At 50.3% G+C, this 18,420-nt stretch carries 21 protein-coding genes, 2 tRNA genes and 1 pseudogene; 8 read left to right on the top strand and 16 right to left on the bottom strand.

All coding sequences use genetic code 11. The features are described 5' to 3' along the window. The first annotated feature begins 78 nt into the window (after positions 1-78). Entirely contained in the window at positions 79-1,008 is a 930-nt protein-coding gene (gene ldtA, locus OGX96_RS07380; RefSeq protein ID WP_128612319.1) for a L,D-transpeptidase, read from the top strand. Positions 1,009-1,032: 24 nt separating this feature from the next. Here ldtA and OGX96_RS07375 read toward each other — a convergent pair whose 3' ends face one another. From OGX96_RS07375 to mtfA, 5 genes are all read right to left on the bottom strand, one after another. Next, complete coding sequence (locus OGX96_RS07375) at positions 1,033-1,716, bottom strand: ABC transporter ATP-binding protein (protein WP_032669186.1); 684 nt, start codon at positions 1,714-1,716, stop codon at positions 1,033-1,035. Between the two features lie 10 nt (positions 1,717-1,726). Then, positions 1,727-3,415, bottom strand: a complete 1,689-nt coding sequence (locus OGX96_RS07370; RefSeq protein WP_286582596.1) for an ABC transporter permease — start codon at positions 3,413-3,415, stop codon at positions 1,727-1,729. Further along, the gene (locus OGX96_RS07365; RefSeq protein WP_048235116.1) at positions 3,399-4,436 is read right to left on the bottom strand and encodes an extracellular solute-binding protein; all 1,038 of its coding nucleotides are present in this window, start codon (positions 4,434-4,436) and stop codon (positions 3,399-3,401) included. Before OGX96_RS07365 ends, OGX96_RS07370 begins: the two co-directional genes overlap by 17 nt. 260 nt (positions 4,437-4,696) lie before the next feature. Further along, positions 4,697-4,772 (bottom strand) — tRNA-Asn (locus OGX96_RS07360). 132 nt (positions 4,773-4,904) lie between these two features. After that, positions 4,905-5,669 (bottom strand): DgsA anti-repressor MtfA, encoded by a 765-nt coding sequence (mtfA, locus tag OGX96_RS07355; RefSeq protein ID WP_032943883.1) that lies wholly within the window; start codon positions 5,667-5,669, stop codon positions 4,905-4,907. 93 nt (positions 5,670-5,762) lie between these two features. On the opposite strand from mtfA, the gene OGX96_RS07350 reads away from it, so the two are divergent. Then, positions 5,763-5,852, top strand: a tRNA-Ser gene (locus OGX96_RS07350). A 169-nt stretch (positions 5,853-6,021) separates the two neighbouring features. Here OGX96_RS07350 and ompC read toward each other — a convergent pair. Next, positions 6,022-7,167 carry a porin OmpC gene (ompC, locus tag OGX96_RS07345; RefSeq protein ID WP_286582594.1) on the bottom strand — a complete coding sequence of 382 codons (1,146 nt, stop codon included), beginning with the start codon at positions 7,165-7,167 and terminating at the stop codon, positions 6,022-6,024. A gap of 441 nt (positions 7,168-7,608) precedes the next feature. Here ompC and OGX96_RS07340 point away from each other — a divergent pair, with 441 nt between their 5' ends. The 3 genes from OGX96_RS07340 to OGX96_RS07330 all read left to right on the top strand — a co-directional run bounded on the left by OGX96_RS07340 (position 7,609) and on the right by OGX96_RS07330 (position 10,256). Next, a complete protein-coding gene (locus tag OGX96_RS07340) occupies positions 7,609-8,301 on the top strand; it encodes a phosphohydrolase (protein WP_137377235.1) in 693 nt (230 codons plus the stop codon). A gap of 76 nt (positions 8,302-8,377) precedes the next feature. After that, on the top strand, positions 8,378-9,808 hold the full coding sequence (locus OGX96_RS07335; RefSeq protein WP_502872635.1) for a DNA cytosine methyltransferase: 1,431 nt from the start codon (positions 8,378-8,380) through the stop codon (positions 9,806-9,808). Then, positions 9,789-10,256, top strand: coding sequence for a very short patch repair endonuclease (locus OGX96_RS07330; protein ID WP_003839067.1), 468 nt, complete (start codon positions 9,789-9,791; stop codon positions 10,254-10,256). Before OGX96_RS07335 ends, OGX96_RS07330 begins: the two co-directional genes overlap by 20 nt. Here OGX96_RS07330 and yedA read toward each other — a convergent pair. After that, complete coding sequence (yedA, locus tag OGX96_RS07325) at positions 10,248-11,168, bottom strand: drug/metabolite exporter YedA (protein ID WP_204558149.1); 921 nt, start codon at positions 11,166-11,168, stop codon at positions 10,248-10,250. The two genes, OGX96_RS07330 and yedA, sit on opposite strands and share 9 nt — an antisense overlap. Positions 11,169-11,343: 175 nt before the next feature. Here yedA and OGX96_RS07320 point away from each other — a divergent pair, with 175 nt between their 5' ends. Next, a complete protein-coding gene (locus OGX96_RS07320) occupies positions 11,344-12,258 on the top strand; it encodes a DUF808 domain-containing protein (RefSeq protein WP_172111214.1) in 915 nt (304 codons plus the stop codon). A 77-nt stretch (positions 12,259-12,335) separates the two neighbouring features. Continuing rightward, positions 12,336-12,521 (top strand): YodC family protein, encoded by a 186-nt coding sequence (locus tag OGX96_RS07315; RefSeq protein ID WP_003030415.1) that lies wholly within the window; start codon positions 12,336-12,338, stop codon positions 12,519-12,521. Positions 12,522-12,727: 206 nt separating this feature from the next. Here OGX96_RS07315 and yodD read toward each other — a convergent pair whose 3' ends face one another. Next, the gene (gene yodD, locus OGX96_RS07310; protein WP_003030417.1) at positions 12,728-12,955 is read right to left on the bottom strand and encodes a YodD family peroxide/acid resistance protein; all 228 of its coding nucleotides are present in this window, start codon (positions 12,953-12,955) and stop codon (positions 12,728-12,730) included. A gap of 163 nt (positions 12,956-13,118) precedes the next feature. Here yodD and dsrB point away from each other — a divergent pair, with 163 nt between their 5' ends. Then, on the top strand, positions 13,119-13,307 hold the full coding sequence (gene dsrB / locus OGX96_RS07305) for a protein DsrB (RefSeq protein WP_003030419.1): 189 nt from the start codon (positions 13,119-13,121) through the stop codon (positions 13,305-13,307). A 54-nt stretch (positions 13,308-13,361) separates the two neighbouring features. Here dsrB and rcsA read toward each other — a convergent pair whose 3' ends face one another. The 8 genes and pseudogenes from rcsA to fliL form a co-directional block, all read right to left on the bottom strand. Continuing rightward, positions 13,362-13,985 (bottom strand): transcriptional regulator RcsA, encoded by a 624-nt coding sequence (rcsA, locus tag OGX96_RS07300; protein WP_003030421.1) that lies wholly within the window; start codon positions 13,983-13,985, stop codon positions 13,362-13,364. Positions 13,986-14,218: 233 nt separating this feature from the next. Then, a pseudogene (fliR, locus tag OGX96_RS07295) lies at positions 14,219-15,059 on the bottom strand (flagellar biosynthetic protein FliR). A gap of 8 nt (positions 15,060-15,067) precedes the next feature. Next, entirely contained in the window at positions 15,068-15,337 is a 270-nt protein-coding gene (gene fliQ / locus OGX96_RS07290; protein ID WP_008785117.1) for a flagellar biosynthesis protein FliQ, read from the bottom strand. Between the two features lie 9 nt (positions 15,338-15,346). After that, positions 15,347-16,084 (bottom strand): flagellar type III secretion system pore protein FliP, encoded by a 738-nt coding sequence (gene fliP, locus OGX96_RS07285; RefSeq protein WP_003834056.1) that lies wholly within the window; start codon positions 16,082-16,084, stop codon positions 15,347-15,349. After that, positions 16,084-16,461 (bottom strand): flagellar biosynthetic protein FliO, encoded by a 378-nt coding sequence (gene fliO / locus OGX96_RS07280; RefSeq protein WP_103014243.1) that lies wholly within the window; start codon positions 16,459-16,461, stop codon positions 16,084-16,086. The genes fliP and fliO overlap by 1 nt, the downstream gene beginning before the upstream one ends. Further along, positions 16,461-16,874 (bottom strand): flagellar motor switch protein FliN, encoded by a 414-nt coding sequence (fliN, locus tag OGX96_RS07275; protein WP_003030433.1) that lies wholly within the window; start codon positions 16,872-16,874, stop codon positions 16,461-16,463. Before fliN ends, fliO begins: the two co-directional genes overlap by 1 nt. Then, complete coding sequence (fliM, locus tag OGX96_RS07270; protein WP_003030434.1) at positions 16,871-17,875, bottom strand: flagellar motor switch protein FliM; 1,005 nt, start codon at positions 17,873-17,875, stop codon at positions 16,871-16,873. Before fliM ends, fliN begins: the two co-directional genes overlap by 4 nt. A 4-nt stretch (positions 17,876-17,879) precedes the next feature. Further along, positions 17,880-18,347, bottom strand: a complete 468-nt coding sequence (gene fliL / locus OGX96_RS07265) for a flagellar basal body-associated protein FliL (RefSeq protein WP_003834054.1) — start codon at positions 18,345-18,347, stop codon at positions 17,880-17,882. Positions 18,348-18,420 lie beyond the last annotated feature (73 nt).

Raw genomic sequence — 18,420 nt, 5'->3', positions numbered from 1 at the left:
AATATGTCGTAACCCACTAAAACAGATAATAAAAGCTATACTTAACGGATATCTGTTGCGACGAAGGAAAGGAAAAAGATGCGTCGTGTAAAACTGCTTTGTTCACTCATTATGCTGCTTGCGAGTCAGGGAGCGCAGGCGGTGAGTTATCCGCTGCCGCCAGAGGGTAGTCGCCTGGTGGGTAGCACTTTGACTATTACGGTTCCACCAGGAAACACCAAGCCGCTGGAGGCATTTGCCGCTCAGTACGGGCAGGGGTTGAGCAATATGCTTGAAGCCAATCCGGGCGTCGATGTTTTTCTGCCTAAATCGGGTTCAACGCTGGTTGTGCCACAGCAACTGATACTTCCGGATACCGTGCGTGAGGGGATTGTCATCAACGTCGCCGAGATGCGGCTTTACTATTATCCTGCTGGCAGCAATACGGTTGAGGTTTTACCCATTGGCATTGGTCAGGCGGGTAGAGAAACGCCGCGTAACTGGGTGACGGCGGTCGAACGTAAGCAGGAAGCACCAAGCTGGACGCCGACGCCAAATACCCGACGTGAATACGCCGCTCGTGGTGAAAGCTTGCCGGCTTTTGTTCCTGCCGGACCAGAAAATCCGATGGGCCTGTATGCAATTTATATTGGCAGGCTTTATGCCATTCACGGGACAAATGCCAATTTCGGTATTGGTCTGCGGGTAAGTCAGGGGTGCATCCGTTTGCGGAATGACGACATCAAGTACCTGTTTGATACGGTGCCTGTAGGGACGCGTGTACAATTAATTGACCGACCGGTGAAATACAGCGAAGAGCCGGACGGTAGTCGCTGGGTGGAAGTACATGAGCCGCTGTCACGAAACCGTTCGGAATACGAGTCTGACAGAAAGGTGCCTTTGCCAGTCACTCCCGCTTTGCGCACCTTTATCAGCGGGAATGACGTGGATGTGAGCCGCGGGAGCCAGGCGTTGGAAAGACGTTCCGGTATGCCGGTGAACATCAGCCTGGTACAGAAGCATTATTAATTTTCAGGGCGACCCTGTTTACCTTCAGGTCGGATGGGTCGCTTTTTTAATTTGATACTGCCCCATTTTTACCACGCCAATATGGTCAGCCATTAGCTGGGCTTCGTGTTCACTGTGGGTAACCAACAGCGCCGTTTGCCCGGCGGCGCGCAAAATATCCCGTACCTCGTTGCCAAGACGCTCACGCGTGCGCTTATCCAGGCTGGAGAAGGGTTCATCGAGCAACAGGATTTCCGGATGTGGCGCCAACGCGCGCGCAAGGGCGATACGCTGTTGTTGCCCGCCGGAAAGCTCATGCGGATAGCGGTTGGCATGGCTGTGTAACTCCACCATTTTCAACAACTCAGTCACTCTGGCCTGTTGTTCCTCACGCGGCATGCGACGCAACCCAAAGGCCACATTTTGTTGCGCGGTCAGATGGGGGAATAACGCATATTCCTGGAAGACCATGCCGACATGACGTTTTTCCGGTGGCAGATGAACGCCGGGACCGGCAACACGTCGCTGTGACACATAGATCTCTCCGTTTTGCAGGCGTTCAAATCCGGCTACTGCGCGTAGCACCGTGGTTTTTCCGCAGCCTGAAGCGCCCAGCAGACAGGCAATTTCACCTTTACGTACCGACATTGAAAATCCGCTCAGTACCGATTGCTGGCTGTTGCCATAAGCAACGTGTACATCCTGGAGTCGTAATGCAATTTCTGACATTGTTGCTCTCTTAACCACGGCGAGTCATTTGGTGACGCACCAACAAAATAACCGGTAGCGTGCCAGCTAAAACAATCATTAGCGCGGCGATAGCACCTTCTTCATAGGTTCCACGTGCGGCTTCCGCATACAGCAACGTTGCCAGCGTTTCAAAATTGACCGGGCGCAAAAGCAACGTTGTTGGCAGCTCTTTCATGGCATCAGCAAAAACCAGCAGGGCACTGCTGACTAACGCCGGGCGCAGCAGGGGAAAATGGACTCGTGCAAACGTCCCCGCACCATTCTCACCCAACAGACGAGACGCCTGTTCCAGCGAAGGTGGAATGCGGCCCAGACCAGAATCCAGCGCGCCAATGGCAATCGCCTGGAATCGCATGGCACAACAAATTACCAGCAGGATCCCGGCGGACATCAGCGGCAGGCCGCGAACATCCAGTAAATCTGCCAGCCAGCGGTCGACAGCCATGGCGGGGGGTAAAAAACCAATCGCCAGAATTGTGCCGGGAACCGCATAGCCTAAAGAGGCCAGACGCATCACGCCGCGACGAAATCCCGGCATGGCGTTGTCTGCGGCGCTATGACGCGCGCTCCAGGCCACCAGCATACTGACGCAAACCACCACTAGCGTAGTTCCCGCTGCCAGCGATAGCGTATTTTGCAATGCTGACAGTAACGAAGAGGAAAGGGGGTTCTCATCACCTATACGTTTGGCGCTTTCCCACATTAAAAACAGTACCGGAGCCAGAAAACCCAGCACAACCGGCATTGAAATAACGCCACCGAGCAGCCAACCACGCCAGCCCTGCACGCGCGTTGGTTGAATTTCCCGCAGGCTGCGGCTGCTGAATCCTTGTTTTCTGCGACCATAAAATTCCAGCGTCAGAATAAGGAATATAAACATCAGCATCATGCAGGCAATTTGTGCCGCGGCAGATAAATCAGAACGCGAGATCCATGTGGTGTACACGGTAACGGTTAACGTCTGTACCCCGAGGAACTCCGATGCGCCAATATCGTTGAGCGTTTCCAGCAGTGCCAGACTGATCCCAACGGCCAACGCCGGACGAGCCATGGGCAAAGCAACACGAAAGAAGGTTCCGGTTGCGCTGCATCCCAGCGTGCGTGCGGCTTCCAGTAAATGAGCCGGTTGGCTAATAAACATGGCGCGGGTTGTCAGATACACGTATGGGTACAGCACTAATCCGAGCAGGATGATTGCGCCGGAAAGTGAGCGTAAATCAGGCAGTCGGAACTGTCTTGGGCTGTCAAAACCCAATAAAAAACGGATAAAGGTTTGCAGGGGGCCAATCGGATGCAGCAGATCGAGCCACGCAAAGGCCACAATGTAGGTTGGCATCGCCAGCGGCAACAGTAACGCCCAGCTAAGAATTTTACGTCCAGGAAAATCCCATGCCGTTACCGCCCATGCGCTGCCTACGCCAATCACGCCGACCATCACCGCGACACCGGCTAATAACAACACGGTATTTTTTAGTGCGGCAGGCAGTACATACGTCAGGAGATTATCCCAGTGAGATAAATCGGCCTGGGTAGCCTGCCAAATCAGCGCAATGATCGGTGTCAGAACGCCAAGCGCTACGCATAGTGCACCAAGATGTAGCGGCGTTAATAATGACTGCGGCCCGGAAACCAGGCCGCGTAACGTCGGAACCTGCAGAGGTTTATTGATCGAATCCAACTTTATCTACCAGCAGACTAGCTTGTTTACGATATTTAACGATTTCGGTTAACGGCGTTTTATCGACGTCGATTTCACCGATGGTAGCGCTGATAACCGGGTCAAGCGTCACGCCTTTCAATACCGGATATTCGAAGTTCGCTTTCGCATACTGCTGCTGGGCAGGTGCGGAAACCAGATATTCCATCAGCTTAACGGCATCGGCTTTATTTGGTGCATAGCGGGCTACAGCTGCGCCACTGATGTTGACGTGTGTACCGCCATTTTCAAAGGTGGGTTTAACGACTTTAATCGCATCGCCCCACTGACGTGCATCACTGCCTTCTTTGGCGTTTTTCATATGGCCGACGTAATAGGAGTTGGCGAGACCAATATCGCAAATGCCGCCGAGAATATCGCGAGCTACATCGCGGTCGCCACCGGTAGCTTTACGCGCAAGGTTAGCTTTCACACCGCGCAGCCATTCTTCGGTCTTTGCTTCACCGTGATGAGCAATCATTGCGGCGATCAGCGCTGTGTTATACGGGTGCTGTCCGGAACGAATACAAACTTTACCTTTGTACTCAGGGCTGGCGAGTTGTTCGTAATGCCAGTTATCGATTGGCAGTGACTTCTCGGCATACAGCACGCGGGCACGCATCGACAGCGCAAACCACTGATTATCTGCGCCGCGCAGATTAGCCGGAATAGCGGTTTTCAGTGCTTCAGACTCTACTGGCTGAGTTACACCCGCTTCCACTAAATCAATGAGGTTACCGGCATCAACGGTCATCAGCAGGTCAGCAGGTGAATTTTTACCTTCAGCTTTAACGCGCTCAAGCATACCGTCCTTGATATAGACCGTACTGACTTTGATGCCGCTGGTTTTGGTCCAGCTATCAAGCAAAGGCTGGATCAGACCCGGTTCACGGGTGGTATAGAGCGTTAACGTATCCTGAGCGAAAGCCGGTAGGCTAACTGAGAAGACCAGGGCAGAGGCAAGTGTGATACGGCGCAGTCCGGCGCGAGGCAGAGAATTCATCGTTTATATCCCAGAGTAATTGGAACGTACAGTGAACCGAGCGGGGGGCTCGTTCCTTTGGCTCGCGTACAATAAATGATAATCACTAGCACTTACAATAATTGCAAAGTTTAAACGATTTACATTTACATAACTTTAATCAACGTTGTGATGCGGCATGTAACAGCGGTGCAGAGCAGGCAGGGGGCTTATGAAAGGGATTTTATAGCGACCTGAAAAGCAAAAAGCCTGCTTAGTTTCCTAAGCAGGCTTCTTAAATATGGCTCCTCTGACTGGACTCGAACCAGTGACATACGGATTAACAGTCCGCCGTTCTACCGACTGAACTACAGAGGAATCGTGTGAACGAGGCGCATATTACTGACCTCATCATGAGGTGTCAACAGTAAAATTAGCGCGTCATTTCAATTGGTTAATTAATCTTCAAATTCAGCGTTAATGCACATTTGGTGAGCGACAATGGCCACCTTAGCGGGTATCGCGTAACCGCTCCATGGGGTTCTGGCGGTAAAACTGAATGAAACGTTGCCATAATGCCGGAAAACGTGGTGCAAATAATTCAGGGGCACTGAAGAAATACTCCGATAGAACGGCAAAGCATTCGGCAGGATCGGTCGCTGCGTAGGCATCTATACTGCACGCGGTTTCACCGACCAGATCAATTTCATCCTGAATGTTATTCATTGCGGCATGCAGATCGTGCTCCCAACTGGCAATATCTCGCAGAGGGATCGCCGGAATACCGCTGGCGCGGTCGCCATTACGCATATCAAGCTTATGCGCCACTTCATGGATGATCAGATTAAAGCCGGAGGCATCAAAAGAATCCTGAATGTCGAGCCAGTTGAGGATTATTGGACCTTGCTGCCAGCTTTGCCCGGACTGTACAACACGTTGATTATGTACCAGCCCAATATCGTCTTCCCATTCATCGTCCACGACAAACGGGGCAGGGTAGATGAGAACTTCATGAAACCCGTCGAGCCACTCGATCCCTAATTCCAGGACAGGCAAACAGAAAAGCAGCGCAATGCGCGCACTTTTTAGTGGATCCAGTTCAAACCCCTGAAGCGCTACCAATCTTTTTTGCTGTAAAAAGCGCTCGGCCAGGGCGATAAGCCTGGCTTGTTCTTGCTCGGTGAGATTCACCAGAAGAGGAATAGCCAGGGCGTCGTCCCACGGCCAGTCGTCACTCCGGGTTGTTTCTTGCTCTTTCCAGGGCCACTTAATCATCGTTTTGCTCGCAAACTCGTCACTTGAACGAAATTGACGGAACGGGGTCTGTTAAAATGCCAAATTACCTGGCATCATGGCAACCGCCAAAACGGAGAGATGCCAGAGCGGCTGAATGGACCGGTCTCGAAAACCGGAGTAGGGGCAACTCTACCGGGGGTTCAAATCCCCCTCTCTCCGCCACTATTCAAGCACTTGCACGCCTCGCTTTCAACGACAGTTCTCATGGATGTTTTTTTCTTTGAGTATCCTCACAAGTTTATCGTTGTAATGCCCGTGTGATAAAAAAATACGTTTCGTATAAATAAAAAGCCCGCTTCATATGAAGCGGGCTTGCTTATTTTTGCGTCAATTAGAATTGGTAGATCATACCAACACCTACAACATCATCAGTCGAAATACCGACTGCGTCGTAGAATGCATCATCGCCGTCAAGCAGGTTGATTTTGTAATCAACGTAGGTGGAGAAGTTTTTGTTGAAGTAGTAGTTAGCACCAATAGATACGTACTTAACCAGATCTTTGTTGTTGTACTTATTGGTAATGAATCCCATGTCTTCACTCAAGTCCTTACCTTTAGACTGCAGGTAAGAAATTTCCGGACGCAGACCGAAATCAAATTGGTATTGAGCCGTTATTTCGAAGTTCTGAGTTTTGTTAGCAAAACAGTTATCACATTTGCTACTACTTCCTACTGGGGTCATATTGCGGGTTTCCGCATACATGGTTGCCAGATAGATGTCGTTAGCATCGTATTTCAGACCAACAGTCCAGGCTTCTGCTTTTTCACCATTTGCAGTGGTATCATACTGTTGTTCATTGGTACGGTCAGACGTTGAGAATGCTGCACCAGCACTGATACCCATGCCGAAGTCGTAAGTGGTGGACATACCGAAACCGTCGCCGTTCTGTTTGCGCACATTACGACCGTTGTTGGTTCCTTCCTGACCAAAGACAGAGTTTTCGCTCTCATTTGCACCTTGATACTGCAGTGCAAAATTCAGGCCCTCAACCAAGCCAAAGAAATCAGTGTTGCGGTAAGTTGCTACACCGTTGGTACGGCCTGTCATAAAGTTATCAGTGTAGGTGTATGAATCACCGCCCCATACAGGCAACATGTCGGTCCATGCTTCGATGTCATACAGCACGCCATAGTTACGGCCATAATCGAAGGAGCCATAATCACTGAATTTCAGACCCGCAAAACCCAGACGAGTAGCGGTATTTGCATTATCATCTTCAATTTCATTTGCTTGAATGTTGTATTCCCACTGACCAAAACCGATCAGATCAGAATTAATCTGAGTTTCACCTTTAAAACCCAGACGTACATATGTAGCGTCCCCGTCCTCAGTAGTATCTTCGGAGAAGACATGACGTGCATCGACTTTACCGTACAGATCCAGTTTATTGCCGTTCTTATTATAGATTTCAGCCGCATTTGCTGCGCCTGCAGCTAATAAAGCAGGGAGAAGCAGTGCCAATACTTTTCTTTTCATTATGTATTCCCTTTGCATGATAATTAAAATGAATATGTAGTACTATCCAAGTGACTACATTTGGATACTATCTATGAAGTTCATTTAATTTAAAATATAACATGTAACAAATGTATTTAAAATATTTCAAAATGTTTCTTTTGCATCTTTATATAATTATACGTGTGTGTTAATTACATTGGCATTCGCCATATGAATTGTTTTTAATCAGTGGGTTATATGCGTTAATCTATTTATTTGTTATGTGTATTTTATTTGTTTTAGATGTTTGTTTTTAATATTCATATAAATTATTTTTCGATATTGGCGTCGTGGGTTTTATAAATTCATGTGGATTTTATTTTTAGTGCAATAATAAAAAATGATTATGTAATGGGGCGGGCAGTGGTCTGCAATGAAAATTGTTGCTAAGGTGATTTTCTTTCTACAAAGGGAGATAGCATGAAACTGCACGACTGGCAGTCACGATTTGAAGCCTGGTTAGCTGATAACCATTCTGGACAAGATGCTGCACATGACATCTTTCACTTTCGACGTGTGTGGATAACGGCGCAAAAGCTGAGTACAGATGCAACCGTAGACTGGCTGGTGGTGTTGACCGCGTGCTACTTCCACGATCTCGTCAGCCTGCCAAAGAACCATCCTGAGCGTCATTGTTCGTCGGTACTGGCAGCCAAGGAAACACGTTGTGTTTTGATGCGCGATTTTCCGGATTTTCCACAACAGCGGTTATCGGCAGTGTGTCATGCCATTGAGGCGCACAGTTTTAGCGCCAAAATCGTGCCAGAAACCCTTGAAGCGAAAATCGTGCAGGATGCAGACCGGCTTGAGGCGCTGGGTGCAATTGGTTTAGCGCGCGTATTTGCCGTTTCAGGGGCGTTGGGGGTTGCGCTGTTTGATGCGGAAGATCCGTTTGCCCGAAAGCGTAGCCTTGACGATAAACAGTACGCGCTCGATCACTTCCAGACCAAGTTATTGACGTTGCCGTTGACGATGCAAACCGAACAAGGGAGGCATTTGGCACAACATAATGCGGATTTTTTACTGACGTATATGGCGAAGCTGAGTGCGGAGTTAAAAGGAGAATACGAAATGCTGGATCTTGACGCGATTCAACCCTTTAAAGCGCGCTAGTCGTCAATACGGCTGAAACGTCAACCGTGCTAATTTATGTTAATCTGTCGGTTATCCATTTCTGCCGGTTAAATGTATGCAGGATAATTTTTCAGTAGCAGGCTCCATGAACCCGATGACAGATGAAAACGAGACCGACGTGCAGGTGATGTTGGCCAAGTTGCTTGAAATATATGACGTGAAAACGCTGGTTGCTCATCTGAATGGCGTTGGCGAGAACCGCTGGAGCCCGGCCATTTTTAAACGAGTGGTTGCTAATGAAACATGGCATCGCCTCAGCGACCGCGAGCTCATTCATCTGAATACTTTGTTGCCGAAACCACCTGCGCATCATCCGCATTATGCCTTTCGCTTTATCGATCTTTTTGCCGGTATTGGCGGCATTCGTCGCGGCTTTGAAGCTATTGGCGGGCAGTGCGTGTTTACCAGTGAGTGGAACAAGCATGCGGTGCGCACCTATAAAGCGAACAACTACTGCGATCCGCTCCAGCACAACTTTAATGAAGATATTCGTGATATCACACTCAGCCATCACGATGGGGTGAGTGACCAGCAGGCGGCAGAACATATTCGCCAGCATGTTCCTGAACATGACGTGCTGTTAGCCGGATTCCCTTGTCAGCCATTTTCTCTGGCTGGTGTATCAAAGAAAAATGCGTTAGGGCGGGCACATGGTTTCGCCTGTGATACGCAAGGCACGCTATTTTTTGACGTGGTGCGCATTATCGATGCGCGTCGGCCCGCCATATTTGTGCTCGAAAACGTCAAAAACCTGAAGAGTCACGATCAGGGCAAAACGTTTCGCATCATTATGCAAACGCTGGACGAGCTGGGTTATGACGTAGCGGATGCGGCGGATAACGGCCCGGACGATCCGAAAATTATCGATGGGCAACATTTTTTGCCTCAGCATCGAGAACGTATCGTGCTTGTCGGCTTCCGACGCGATCTGAATTTGAAATCAGACTTCACGCTGCGGGATATTGTCACGCGTTATCCGCCGCGGCGTACCACGCTGGCGGAACTGCTTGAGCCGACCGTCGATGCGAAATATGTACTGACGCCGGTGTTGTGGAAATACCTCTATCGCTATGCGAAAAAGCATCAGGCGCGGGGCAATGGATTTGGCTATGGCATGGTGTATCCCGGTAACCCTGATTGCGTAACGCGCACGTTATCTGCGCGTTATTATAAGGATGGGGCGGAGATCCTGATTGACCGTGGTTGGGATATGGCGCTGGGTGAGAAAGATTTTGACGATCCGCAGAATCAGCGCCACCGCCCACGCAGACTTACGCCCAGAGAGTGCGCGCGTCTGATGGGGTTTGAATCTCCGCAGGGCTATCAGTTCAGGATCCCTGTGTCAGATACCCAGGCTTATCGCCAGTTTGGTAATTCGGTAGTCGTTCCGGCATTTGCGGCGGTGGCCAGGTTGCTGGAGCCGAAAATCAGGCAGGCAGTTGCTACTCGCGAGAAAGAGAATCAGCGTGGCAGACGTTCACGATAAAGCAACACGCAGTAAAAATATGCGGGCGATAGCTACCCGCGATACCGCAATTGAAAAACGCCTTGCCAGCGTGCTGACAGAGCAGGGGGTAACGTTTCGCGTGCAGGATGCGACGTTACCCGGTCGCCCTGATTTTGTGGTGGATGATTATCATTGTGTGATTTTTACTCACGGCTGTTTCTGGCACCACCACGATTGCTATTTGTTTAAAGTCCCCGCGACACGAACGGAATTCTGGCTGGAAAAAATAGGCAAAAATGTCCAGCGCGATGCGCGGGATTGTGAAAAGTTGCAGGCTCTGGGCTGGCGCGTACTGATTGTCTGGGAGTGCGCCCTGCGTGGTCGCGAAAAGCTGGACGATGAAGCGTTATCTGAACGTGTCATCGAGTGGATCTGCGGCGGTGGCGACACCGCGCAGATCGACACACTCGGTATTCATTTACTGTAACGTTTTTTCCGACGGGGTAGTAACGGCATCCGCTTTAACAGGGAACAGGTATTTCCCCAACGTTACCAGCACCACAGCAAACACGATCACGCCGAGCGCCAGCCATTCGATAGGGGCCAGTCTTTCACCCCCCAGACCGGTACCTAACAGCACGGCAACAACCGGATTGACGTAGGCATAGCTGGTGGCTAGCGCCGGGCTGACATTGCGGATCAGGAACATATACGCATTAATGGCAATAATGGAGCCAAACAGGGCCAGGTAAGCCACCGCCATAAAGCCTGAAAATGTTGGCATGGTGGTCAGTTTTTCCCCGGAGAGTAGCGATGCGCACATCAGCACAATACCGGCGGCTAACATTTCAATGGCTCCGGCCATCATGCCAACGGGTAGCGTAATGCGTGAACCGTACACCGAGCCAAACGCCCAGCTTATTGAACCGATCAGGATTAAAATAGCGCCCCACGGATTGCCACTTAAATTGCCTCCGCTGTTCAGCATGATGATCCCTGCTAGCCCAATCGCTATCCCCAACCATTCCAGCTTGCGCGTTTTGATGCCAAAAAAGTGGCTAAAACACAGCGTAAATAACGGGACGGTGGCGACCACCACGGCGGCAATACCGGAAGGGACATTTTGGTGTTCTGCGACGGTGACCAGACCATTACCCACAGCCAGCAGCAGGATACCAATTAACGCGGCGTTCAGGATTAGGCGTAAGGGGGGCAGCTTATGCCCACGAATAAGTAAGAAACTTGTTAATAAAATTCCCGCGGAGAGAAAACGTACGGCTGCCATCATTAACGGCGGCCAGCTTTCAACGCCAATGCGAATAACGAAGTACGTGGAACCCCAAATGATGTACAGCGCGAATAGCGCACTGAAAAGCGGTAACAATTGCCTGAAACGCATAATCCCTCACGGTGGAAATAAAAAGGTGCAACATAGTAAACGTCAAAACTATCTTACTGGCGAGATTTATAATTACGTGTTGATGTTAAAAACTTGTTGACCAGAAAGGTCAGTTTCAGCATGGCGTGTTTTACTTCATACTTATGACTGCAAAAAAATAATATTGAGGGTGAAAATTTTGGCAGGAAGTAGCTTACTGACCTTACTCGATGATATCGCCACGCTGCTGGATGATATCTCAGTGATGGGAAAACTGGCCGCGAAAAAAACCGCGGGCGTGCTGGGGGATGATCTGTCGCTTAATGCGCAGCAGGTGTCGGGCGTGCGGGCGAACCGCGAACTCCCGGTGGTCTGGAGTGTGGCGAAAGGATCGTTTGTTAACAAAGTTATTCTGGTGCCGTTGGCGCTATTGATAAGCGCATTTATTCCCTGGGCGATCACCCCCTTATTAATGGTAGGCGGGGCGTTTCTCTGTTTTGAAGGGGTGGAAAAGGTTCTGCATACCCTGGAGGCGCGGAAGCACAAAGAAACTCCGGAAGAACGTCAGCAGCGTCTGACATCTTTGGCGGCGCAGGATCCGCTCACCTTTGAGAAAGATAAAATCAAAGGGGCAATACGTACCGACTTCATTTTGTCTGCCGAGATTGTCGCAATTACGCTGGGTATTGTAGCGGACGCACCCTTGCTGAATCAGGTGTTGGTGCTATCAGGTATCGCGTTAGTGGTGACCGTGGGCGTGTATGGCCTGGTCGGGATTATCGTTAAGCTTGACGACATTGGGTACTGGTTGGCAGAAAAGCGTAGCCTGCTTGCCCAGTCGTTGGGCAAAGGGTTACTGGTGGTTGCCCCCTGGCTTATGAAAACACTTTCTGTGGTCGGCACACTGGCGATGTTTTTAGTGGGAGGCGGCATTGTGGTACACGGAATATCGCCGCTGCATCATGCGATTGAACATTTTGCTCAGCAGCAAAGTACATTGATTTCGCTAATGCTTCCGACCCTGCTTAACCTGGTGCTCGGCTTTATCATCGGTGGGATTGTCGTTTTGCTGGTAAAAGCTGTCGCCAGAGTGCGCGGGATTTCGCACTAATTGTTACAGGACTGATTACGCAAAAAGCCTCCTTGTCATCTAAGGTGTAAAGGTTTCTCTTGATACAGGAGGCAGGTATGGTCTTTTCTGTCAGTGAGGAAGTCACCTCCAAAGAGGGTGGCCCACGTATGATCGTTACCGGGTATGCCAGCGGAATGGTGGAGTGTCGCTGGTACGACGGCTTTGGCGTTAAACGGGAAGCATTCCGTGAAGATGAACTGGTGGTGCCTGGCGAGCGAAGACAGCTCTGTCAGGATGCCTGAACATTTGGCTCGACCGTAACCTGGTGATCTCTCACCCATTAGTTATATTTATCATTCCGGTGAGAATTATTTACTTGTCAGGCAAAAAAATTGCAGATAAGGTTTGGTTCACATCAGATTTTCTGGTGTAACGAATTTACAAGTGCTTCTTGCATAAGCAAGCTTGATCCCGACCCGATAAGGGCCGGGATTTTTTTCGCCCTCAGTCAGCGATTGATTTCCGACACGCTAAAATCATGGATATCAAGCTCGAACGCATCGGCCAGTTCATGCCATGTATGGTAATCACGCCCGTCAACGCTGACGCGCTCCGGGTCATCCTGGCTGCGATGAATTTCACTCTCGCAGATTTCGTTGATTGCCTTTAGCAGCGCGTCGACATCGACGCTGACTTCACGTTTGGCCGTATCGCTGTACTCTTTCGCGGTTTTCATCCTCATACCTCTCAACCGTTAAGGATACCGGGGGAGCGTACCCAAACATCAGATACGCACAACTTAAGTATAGACCGTCGATAAAACCCGCAATCGCGCGTGTACAGCGCTGCCAGAAAAAGGAATTTGTTCTACACTGGCACAAAGCCACAGGAGGAAAACTATGAAGGTGAATGATCGGGTCACAGTCAAAACGGACGGCGGTCCTCGTCGACCGGGCGTGGTACTGGCAATCGAAGAGTTTAGCGAAGGCACTATGTACCTGGTTTCGCTGGAAGACTACCCGCTCGGTATCTGGTTCTTTAATGAATCAGGTCATCAGGATGGTATCTTTGTGGAAAAAGTGGAGTGACATGAGTTCCGCTGTTTAATTCTGACTGGTGGGGTCGCCACCAGTCAGAACGTCTTAGCGCATATTCACAAAGATACCATTGGTGACGTTATCCGTAAGCCTTACAACGTGATAGATAACTTGCTTATTATGCGTTTTAATCTTTCGTTTTATATTCCCCTTATGGGATGACACCGTCTTGGCTTTGATATTCATTTGATCTGATATCTGTATTGTTCCCTGACCCTCCATCCACATACGCAGCATGCTGGATTCGGTTCGACTTAATGATAATGTTGGCAGATTCACATCAATAGCAATATCTACTTCCTTTTTCAGAATATCGCCAAGTAGTTTATCCAGTGAATCAGGTTTAATCGATTTAGAACTAATCAATAAATTTTTTCTGACGAGTAGATATTCATCAAAATGCACGTTGGCAATTGCCATAAACACAATAAATAATGTGCTGGGATGCTGATTAATGATTTGCTTTATTTGCTGGCTATTAGCAGGATCGTGGATAAAGCAGTCCTCATTAATAAACACCACAGCGGGTTGTTGAGAGACACAGGCGAGACTGAGTTCATCAACGTTGGAAATGTTGTTGATTTCCCTTTTTTTCACTCCCCGACTTACCAGATATCCGGTTAACCCTAGTCGGGTGTAACTGCATAAATCCATAATAATCGTTGACATGGCATACCCTCACTCAATGCGTAACGATAATTCCCCTTACCTGATTATTTCATCACAACTAAACGGAATAATAACGACCCAAGATGACGCTTTCGCTGTTTTTCAGGCGGATTTACTATCCCGTAAAGTTGCGTATAATTTGCCAGGAAACATCTTAAAGTAAAGTGAATGTTGCGTTATGTGAGTGAGGCAAAAACAAATAAGCCGCGACAGAGATATCCTGGTGGATGTTGTCACTTTTTAAATTTAGGACAATCCTTAGTAAAACAGGATAAAAAATAAGGGTTATTATTTTCCAGGCATTTCGCTGACGATATCGGCCAGTAAATTAAAAATCTCACTGAATAATCGTTCGCAGAATGGCGCAATTAATGGCATTAGCGCCGCCATTAGTGAAATACCTACGGTCAGAGTGAGAGGAAAGCCGATGACGAAAACCGACAGCTGTGGTGCCATGCGATTTAACAAACCAAGTGCAAGGTTCAGCGTGAGCAGCAGCGTCATTACCGGCAGGGCCAGCATTAGCCCGTTGAGGAAAATCAGGCTACCCGCCCGTGCCAGTGCGAGAAACGCATTGCTGTTCACCGGATTGCCGCCGATGGGCAGAGTATGAAAAGTATCTACCAGCAGCGAAATCAGCCATAAATGGCCGTTAAAGGTCAGGAACAGCAGCATGGCGAGCATGTCGATCAGTCGTGCCAGAACCGGCATATTCAGACGGCTACCGGGATCGAAGAACGTCGCGAAGGAAAGGCCCATTTGCAGGCCAATTAATTCCCCGGCGGTACGTACTGCGGCAAACGCAAACTGCATGGTGAAGCCTAATGCGATACCGATCAGGATTTGTTGCATTGCCTGCCAAAGCGCGCCAACAGAAAAGATGGGGACGTCAACGGCAGGGATCGATGGGGCGATAACGACGGTAATCATCAACCCCAGCCCCAGCTTTACCCGTTTGGGGATGGCTCGTTCACTGAGGATGGGGGCCGTTGAGATGAGCGCCAGTATGCGCAGCAAAGGCCAGAAGTATAAATTCAGCCAGTGGAGCCACTCAACGCTGGACACCTGCAACATAACGTTGTCTACCCGATGATATAGGGGATATTGCTGAACAGCGTACGCACGTAGTCGAGCAGCAGGTTAAGCATCCACGGGCCAGCAACAATGATGGCAATAAACACCGCGACAATTTTGGGGATGAAGGACAGCGTCATTTCGTTAATCTGGGTCGCCGCCTGCAGAATACTGATGATAAGACCCGTGATGAGAGCGACCAACAGCAAAGGCGCGGCAAGGGCCAGAGCGACTTTCATCGCCTCTGTGCCCATCATCATGACCGATTCAGGAGTCATTTCGCGCCTCTAACTGTAAAAGCTTTGTGCCAGCGAGCCGACAAGTAGCTGCCAACCGTCTACCAACACAAACAGCATCAGCTTGAACGGCAACGCGATTGTGGCGGGCGGTACCATCATCATCCCGAGCGCCATCAACACGCTGGCGATCACTAGGTCGATAATCAGAAACGGAATAAAAATGGTAAAGCCTATCTGGAATGCTGTTTTCAGCTCACTGGTGACATAAGCGGGCAGCAAAATTCGCATCGGCACGGCTTCTGGTCCCTGTAACGGACCGCTGTTTGCTAAGCGCGCGAAAAGTGCCAGATCGGCTTCACGGGTCTGGCGCAACATAAACTCACGCAGCGGCTGGGCGCCTTTCTCCATGGCTTCCTGCATGGAGATCTTCTCTTCGCTGAACGGTTGGTATGCGTCAACGTAGATTTTATCGATCACCGGCGACATGATGAAAAAGGTCAAAAAGAGCGCCAGGCCCAGGAGCACCTGGTTAGGTGGTGCTGAGGGGGTACCCAGCGCATTTCGCAGTAGACCAAAAACGATGATGATGCGGGTGAAGCTGGTCATCATCAGCAAAATTGCAGGCAGGAACGTCAGCGAGGTGATGAACACCAGCGTCTGCACGGGCAACGTCCAGTTTTGTCCGCCGCCCGGCAAAGGCTGACTGACCAGACCCGGGAGTTGGGCGAGGGCAACGGGGCTGAAAAGCCACAAGCCTGCCAGCGTAAGGGATAACAAACGGCGCATCAGGATCTCCCAGGACGCTTCAGCAAACTCTTCATCATGGCCTGGAAATCCGCAGGGGAGGCCGTTTTTTCTTCTGCATCGGCAGGTGCCGGGGGCAGGGTGTGCAGGACGTTAATCTGCGAGGCTGTGACGCCCAGTACCAGACGGGCATCTTCGACCTCGACAATCACCACGCGCTCACGTGGACCCAGTGAGGTACTGGCCGTGACTTTCAGCCCGCGCGTACCGGCACTTTTGGGGGCAAACCCCAGACGTTTAATGACCCAGGCCGCCGCCAGGATCAAGACGATGATCCCGAGCAGCGCGCCGCTTACCTGCACCAGCGGTGAGCCGGGAACGGCGGCGGGTTGAGAAACGGTAGCCTGGGTATTCATGATTAACGGCTCAGACGGCGCATACGTTCAGACGGGGTGATAATGTCAGTGATACGCACACCGTATTTGTCCGCAACTACGACGACTTCGCCCTGGGCAATCAGATAACCGTTGATCAGAATATCCAGCGGTTCGCCTGCCAGACCATCCAGTGCGACAACAGAACCCTGCGTCAGACGCAGCAGCTCTTTGATGGTCATGCGGGTACGGCCCAGTTCGACGGTCAGCTTGACCGGAATGTCCATGATCAGGTCGATGTCCTGCAAAGCACCGCTGACGTCGCCGCCACCTAACTGCTGGAATACCGCATCGGCCGCACTTTTGGTGGGCGTGGTTTTTTGCTCGTTTAACGCGTCAGCCCACAGATCGTCCAATGCGCCAGTGTTCTCATCGGACGGATTATTCATATCACTCATTTGGGCTGTTCCTCATTCAGCGAATTCAAAATCGGGTTTATCAGATGTTCTACGCGTAACGCATACTGACCGTTTACGGTGCCATACTGGCTGGTCAGCACAGGCACGCCGTCCACATGAGCAATAATGCGGTCGGGTTTTTCAATCGGCAGTACATCGCCGGGTTTCAGTTTTAAAATCTGGGATAGCCGCAGCGGAATGTCGGCAAAGTTTGCCACCAGCTCCAGCTCAGAATGCTGAACCTGACGCACCAGATTATTGCGCCAGTTCTGATCTTCATTACGTGAGTTTTCCAGCGGCGGATTCACCAGCAGCTCACGCAACGGTTCAATCATGCTGAATGGCAGACAGATGTTAAATTCACCGGTCAGGTTGCCAATTTCAACGTGGAACGGGGTATTCACCACGATGTCGTTCGGAGAGGTAGTGATATTGGTAAATTTCACCTGCATCTCAGAACGGACGTATTCCACTTCCAGCGGGTTGATGGCCTTCCACGCGTCGCTGTAGCTTTCCAGCGCCAACTTCAACATGCGGTTGATAACGCGCTGTTCCGTGTGCGTAAATTCGCGACCTTCGACTTTCGTCGGGAAACGACCGTCACCGCCAAACAGGTTGTCTACGGCGATAAATACCAGACTCGGTGAGAACACCACCAGACCCGTACCGCGCAGCGGCTTCAGGTGGATTAAGTTCAGGTTGGTCGGAACCGGTAAGTTGCGCGCAAATTCATGGTATGGCTGGATACGGATCGCACCCACGGTAATATCCGGGCTACGGCGCAACAGGTTAAATAACCCCATACGGAACTGGCGCGCAAAGCGTTCGTTAATGATCTCCAGCGCCTGTAAACGCTCACGTACCACGCGACGCTGAGTGTTGGGATCATAAGGACGAATATCGCTTTCTTTTGCGATACCTGAAATGGGTTCGTCTTTGGTTTCGCTATCGCCGTTGAGCAATGCGTCGATTTCAGCCTGAGAAAGAATACTGTCGCCCATGTCTTTACCGCAGAATAAAAGCTGTATAAAGAACGTCGGTGACAACCTGTTTCGGCTGCCCAACAACGAGCGGAGTCGCCAGCGTCTCTTTGATGGCGGTAATCAGCTGTTGCTTACCTTCCTCGGTGGCGAGTGTGGCTGCATTCTGACGAGAGAACAGCAGCAGCAAGCGGCTGCGCACTTCCGGCAGATATTCGTTAAGACGTGAACGTGTCGCCTCATCTTTCATGCGCAGCGTGATACCGATATACAGCACACGATCTGCATCACCCAGATTGACGGTAAAGGTATCCAGCGCAAAGAACACCGGGGCTGGCGGTGGAGGCGGTTCCGCTTTGACGCTGGCGGACGGCTGCTGCTGCATGCGCCAGTAGCTATAACCCGCAGTTGCGCAGGCGGCGAGGGTAATTAATACCAGCAGAGGGATCCAAATAGCGCGTTTACTTTTTTTGTTAATCGCGGAGTCAGTCATCAGATACGGGCTTCCTGTTTCGGTACAGCTTATGGGCTGATTATCCCGTGTCCTGTCCACGACAAAGCGTGGA

Source organism: Citrobacter sp. Cpo100, assembly GCF_030332595.1.
Lineage (GTDB): Bacteria > Pseudomonadota > Gammaproteobacteria > Enterobacterales > Enterobacteriaceae > Citrobacter > Citrobacter portucalensis.
This window is presented reverse-complemented; position numbering and strand designations above follow the sequence as displayed.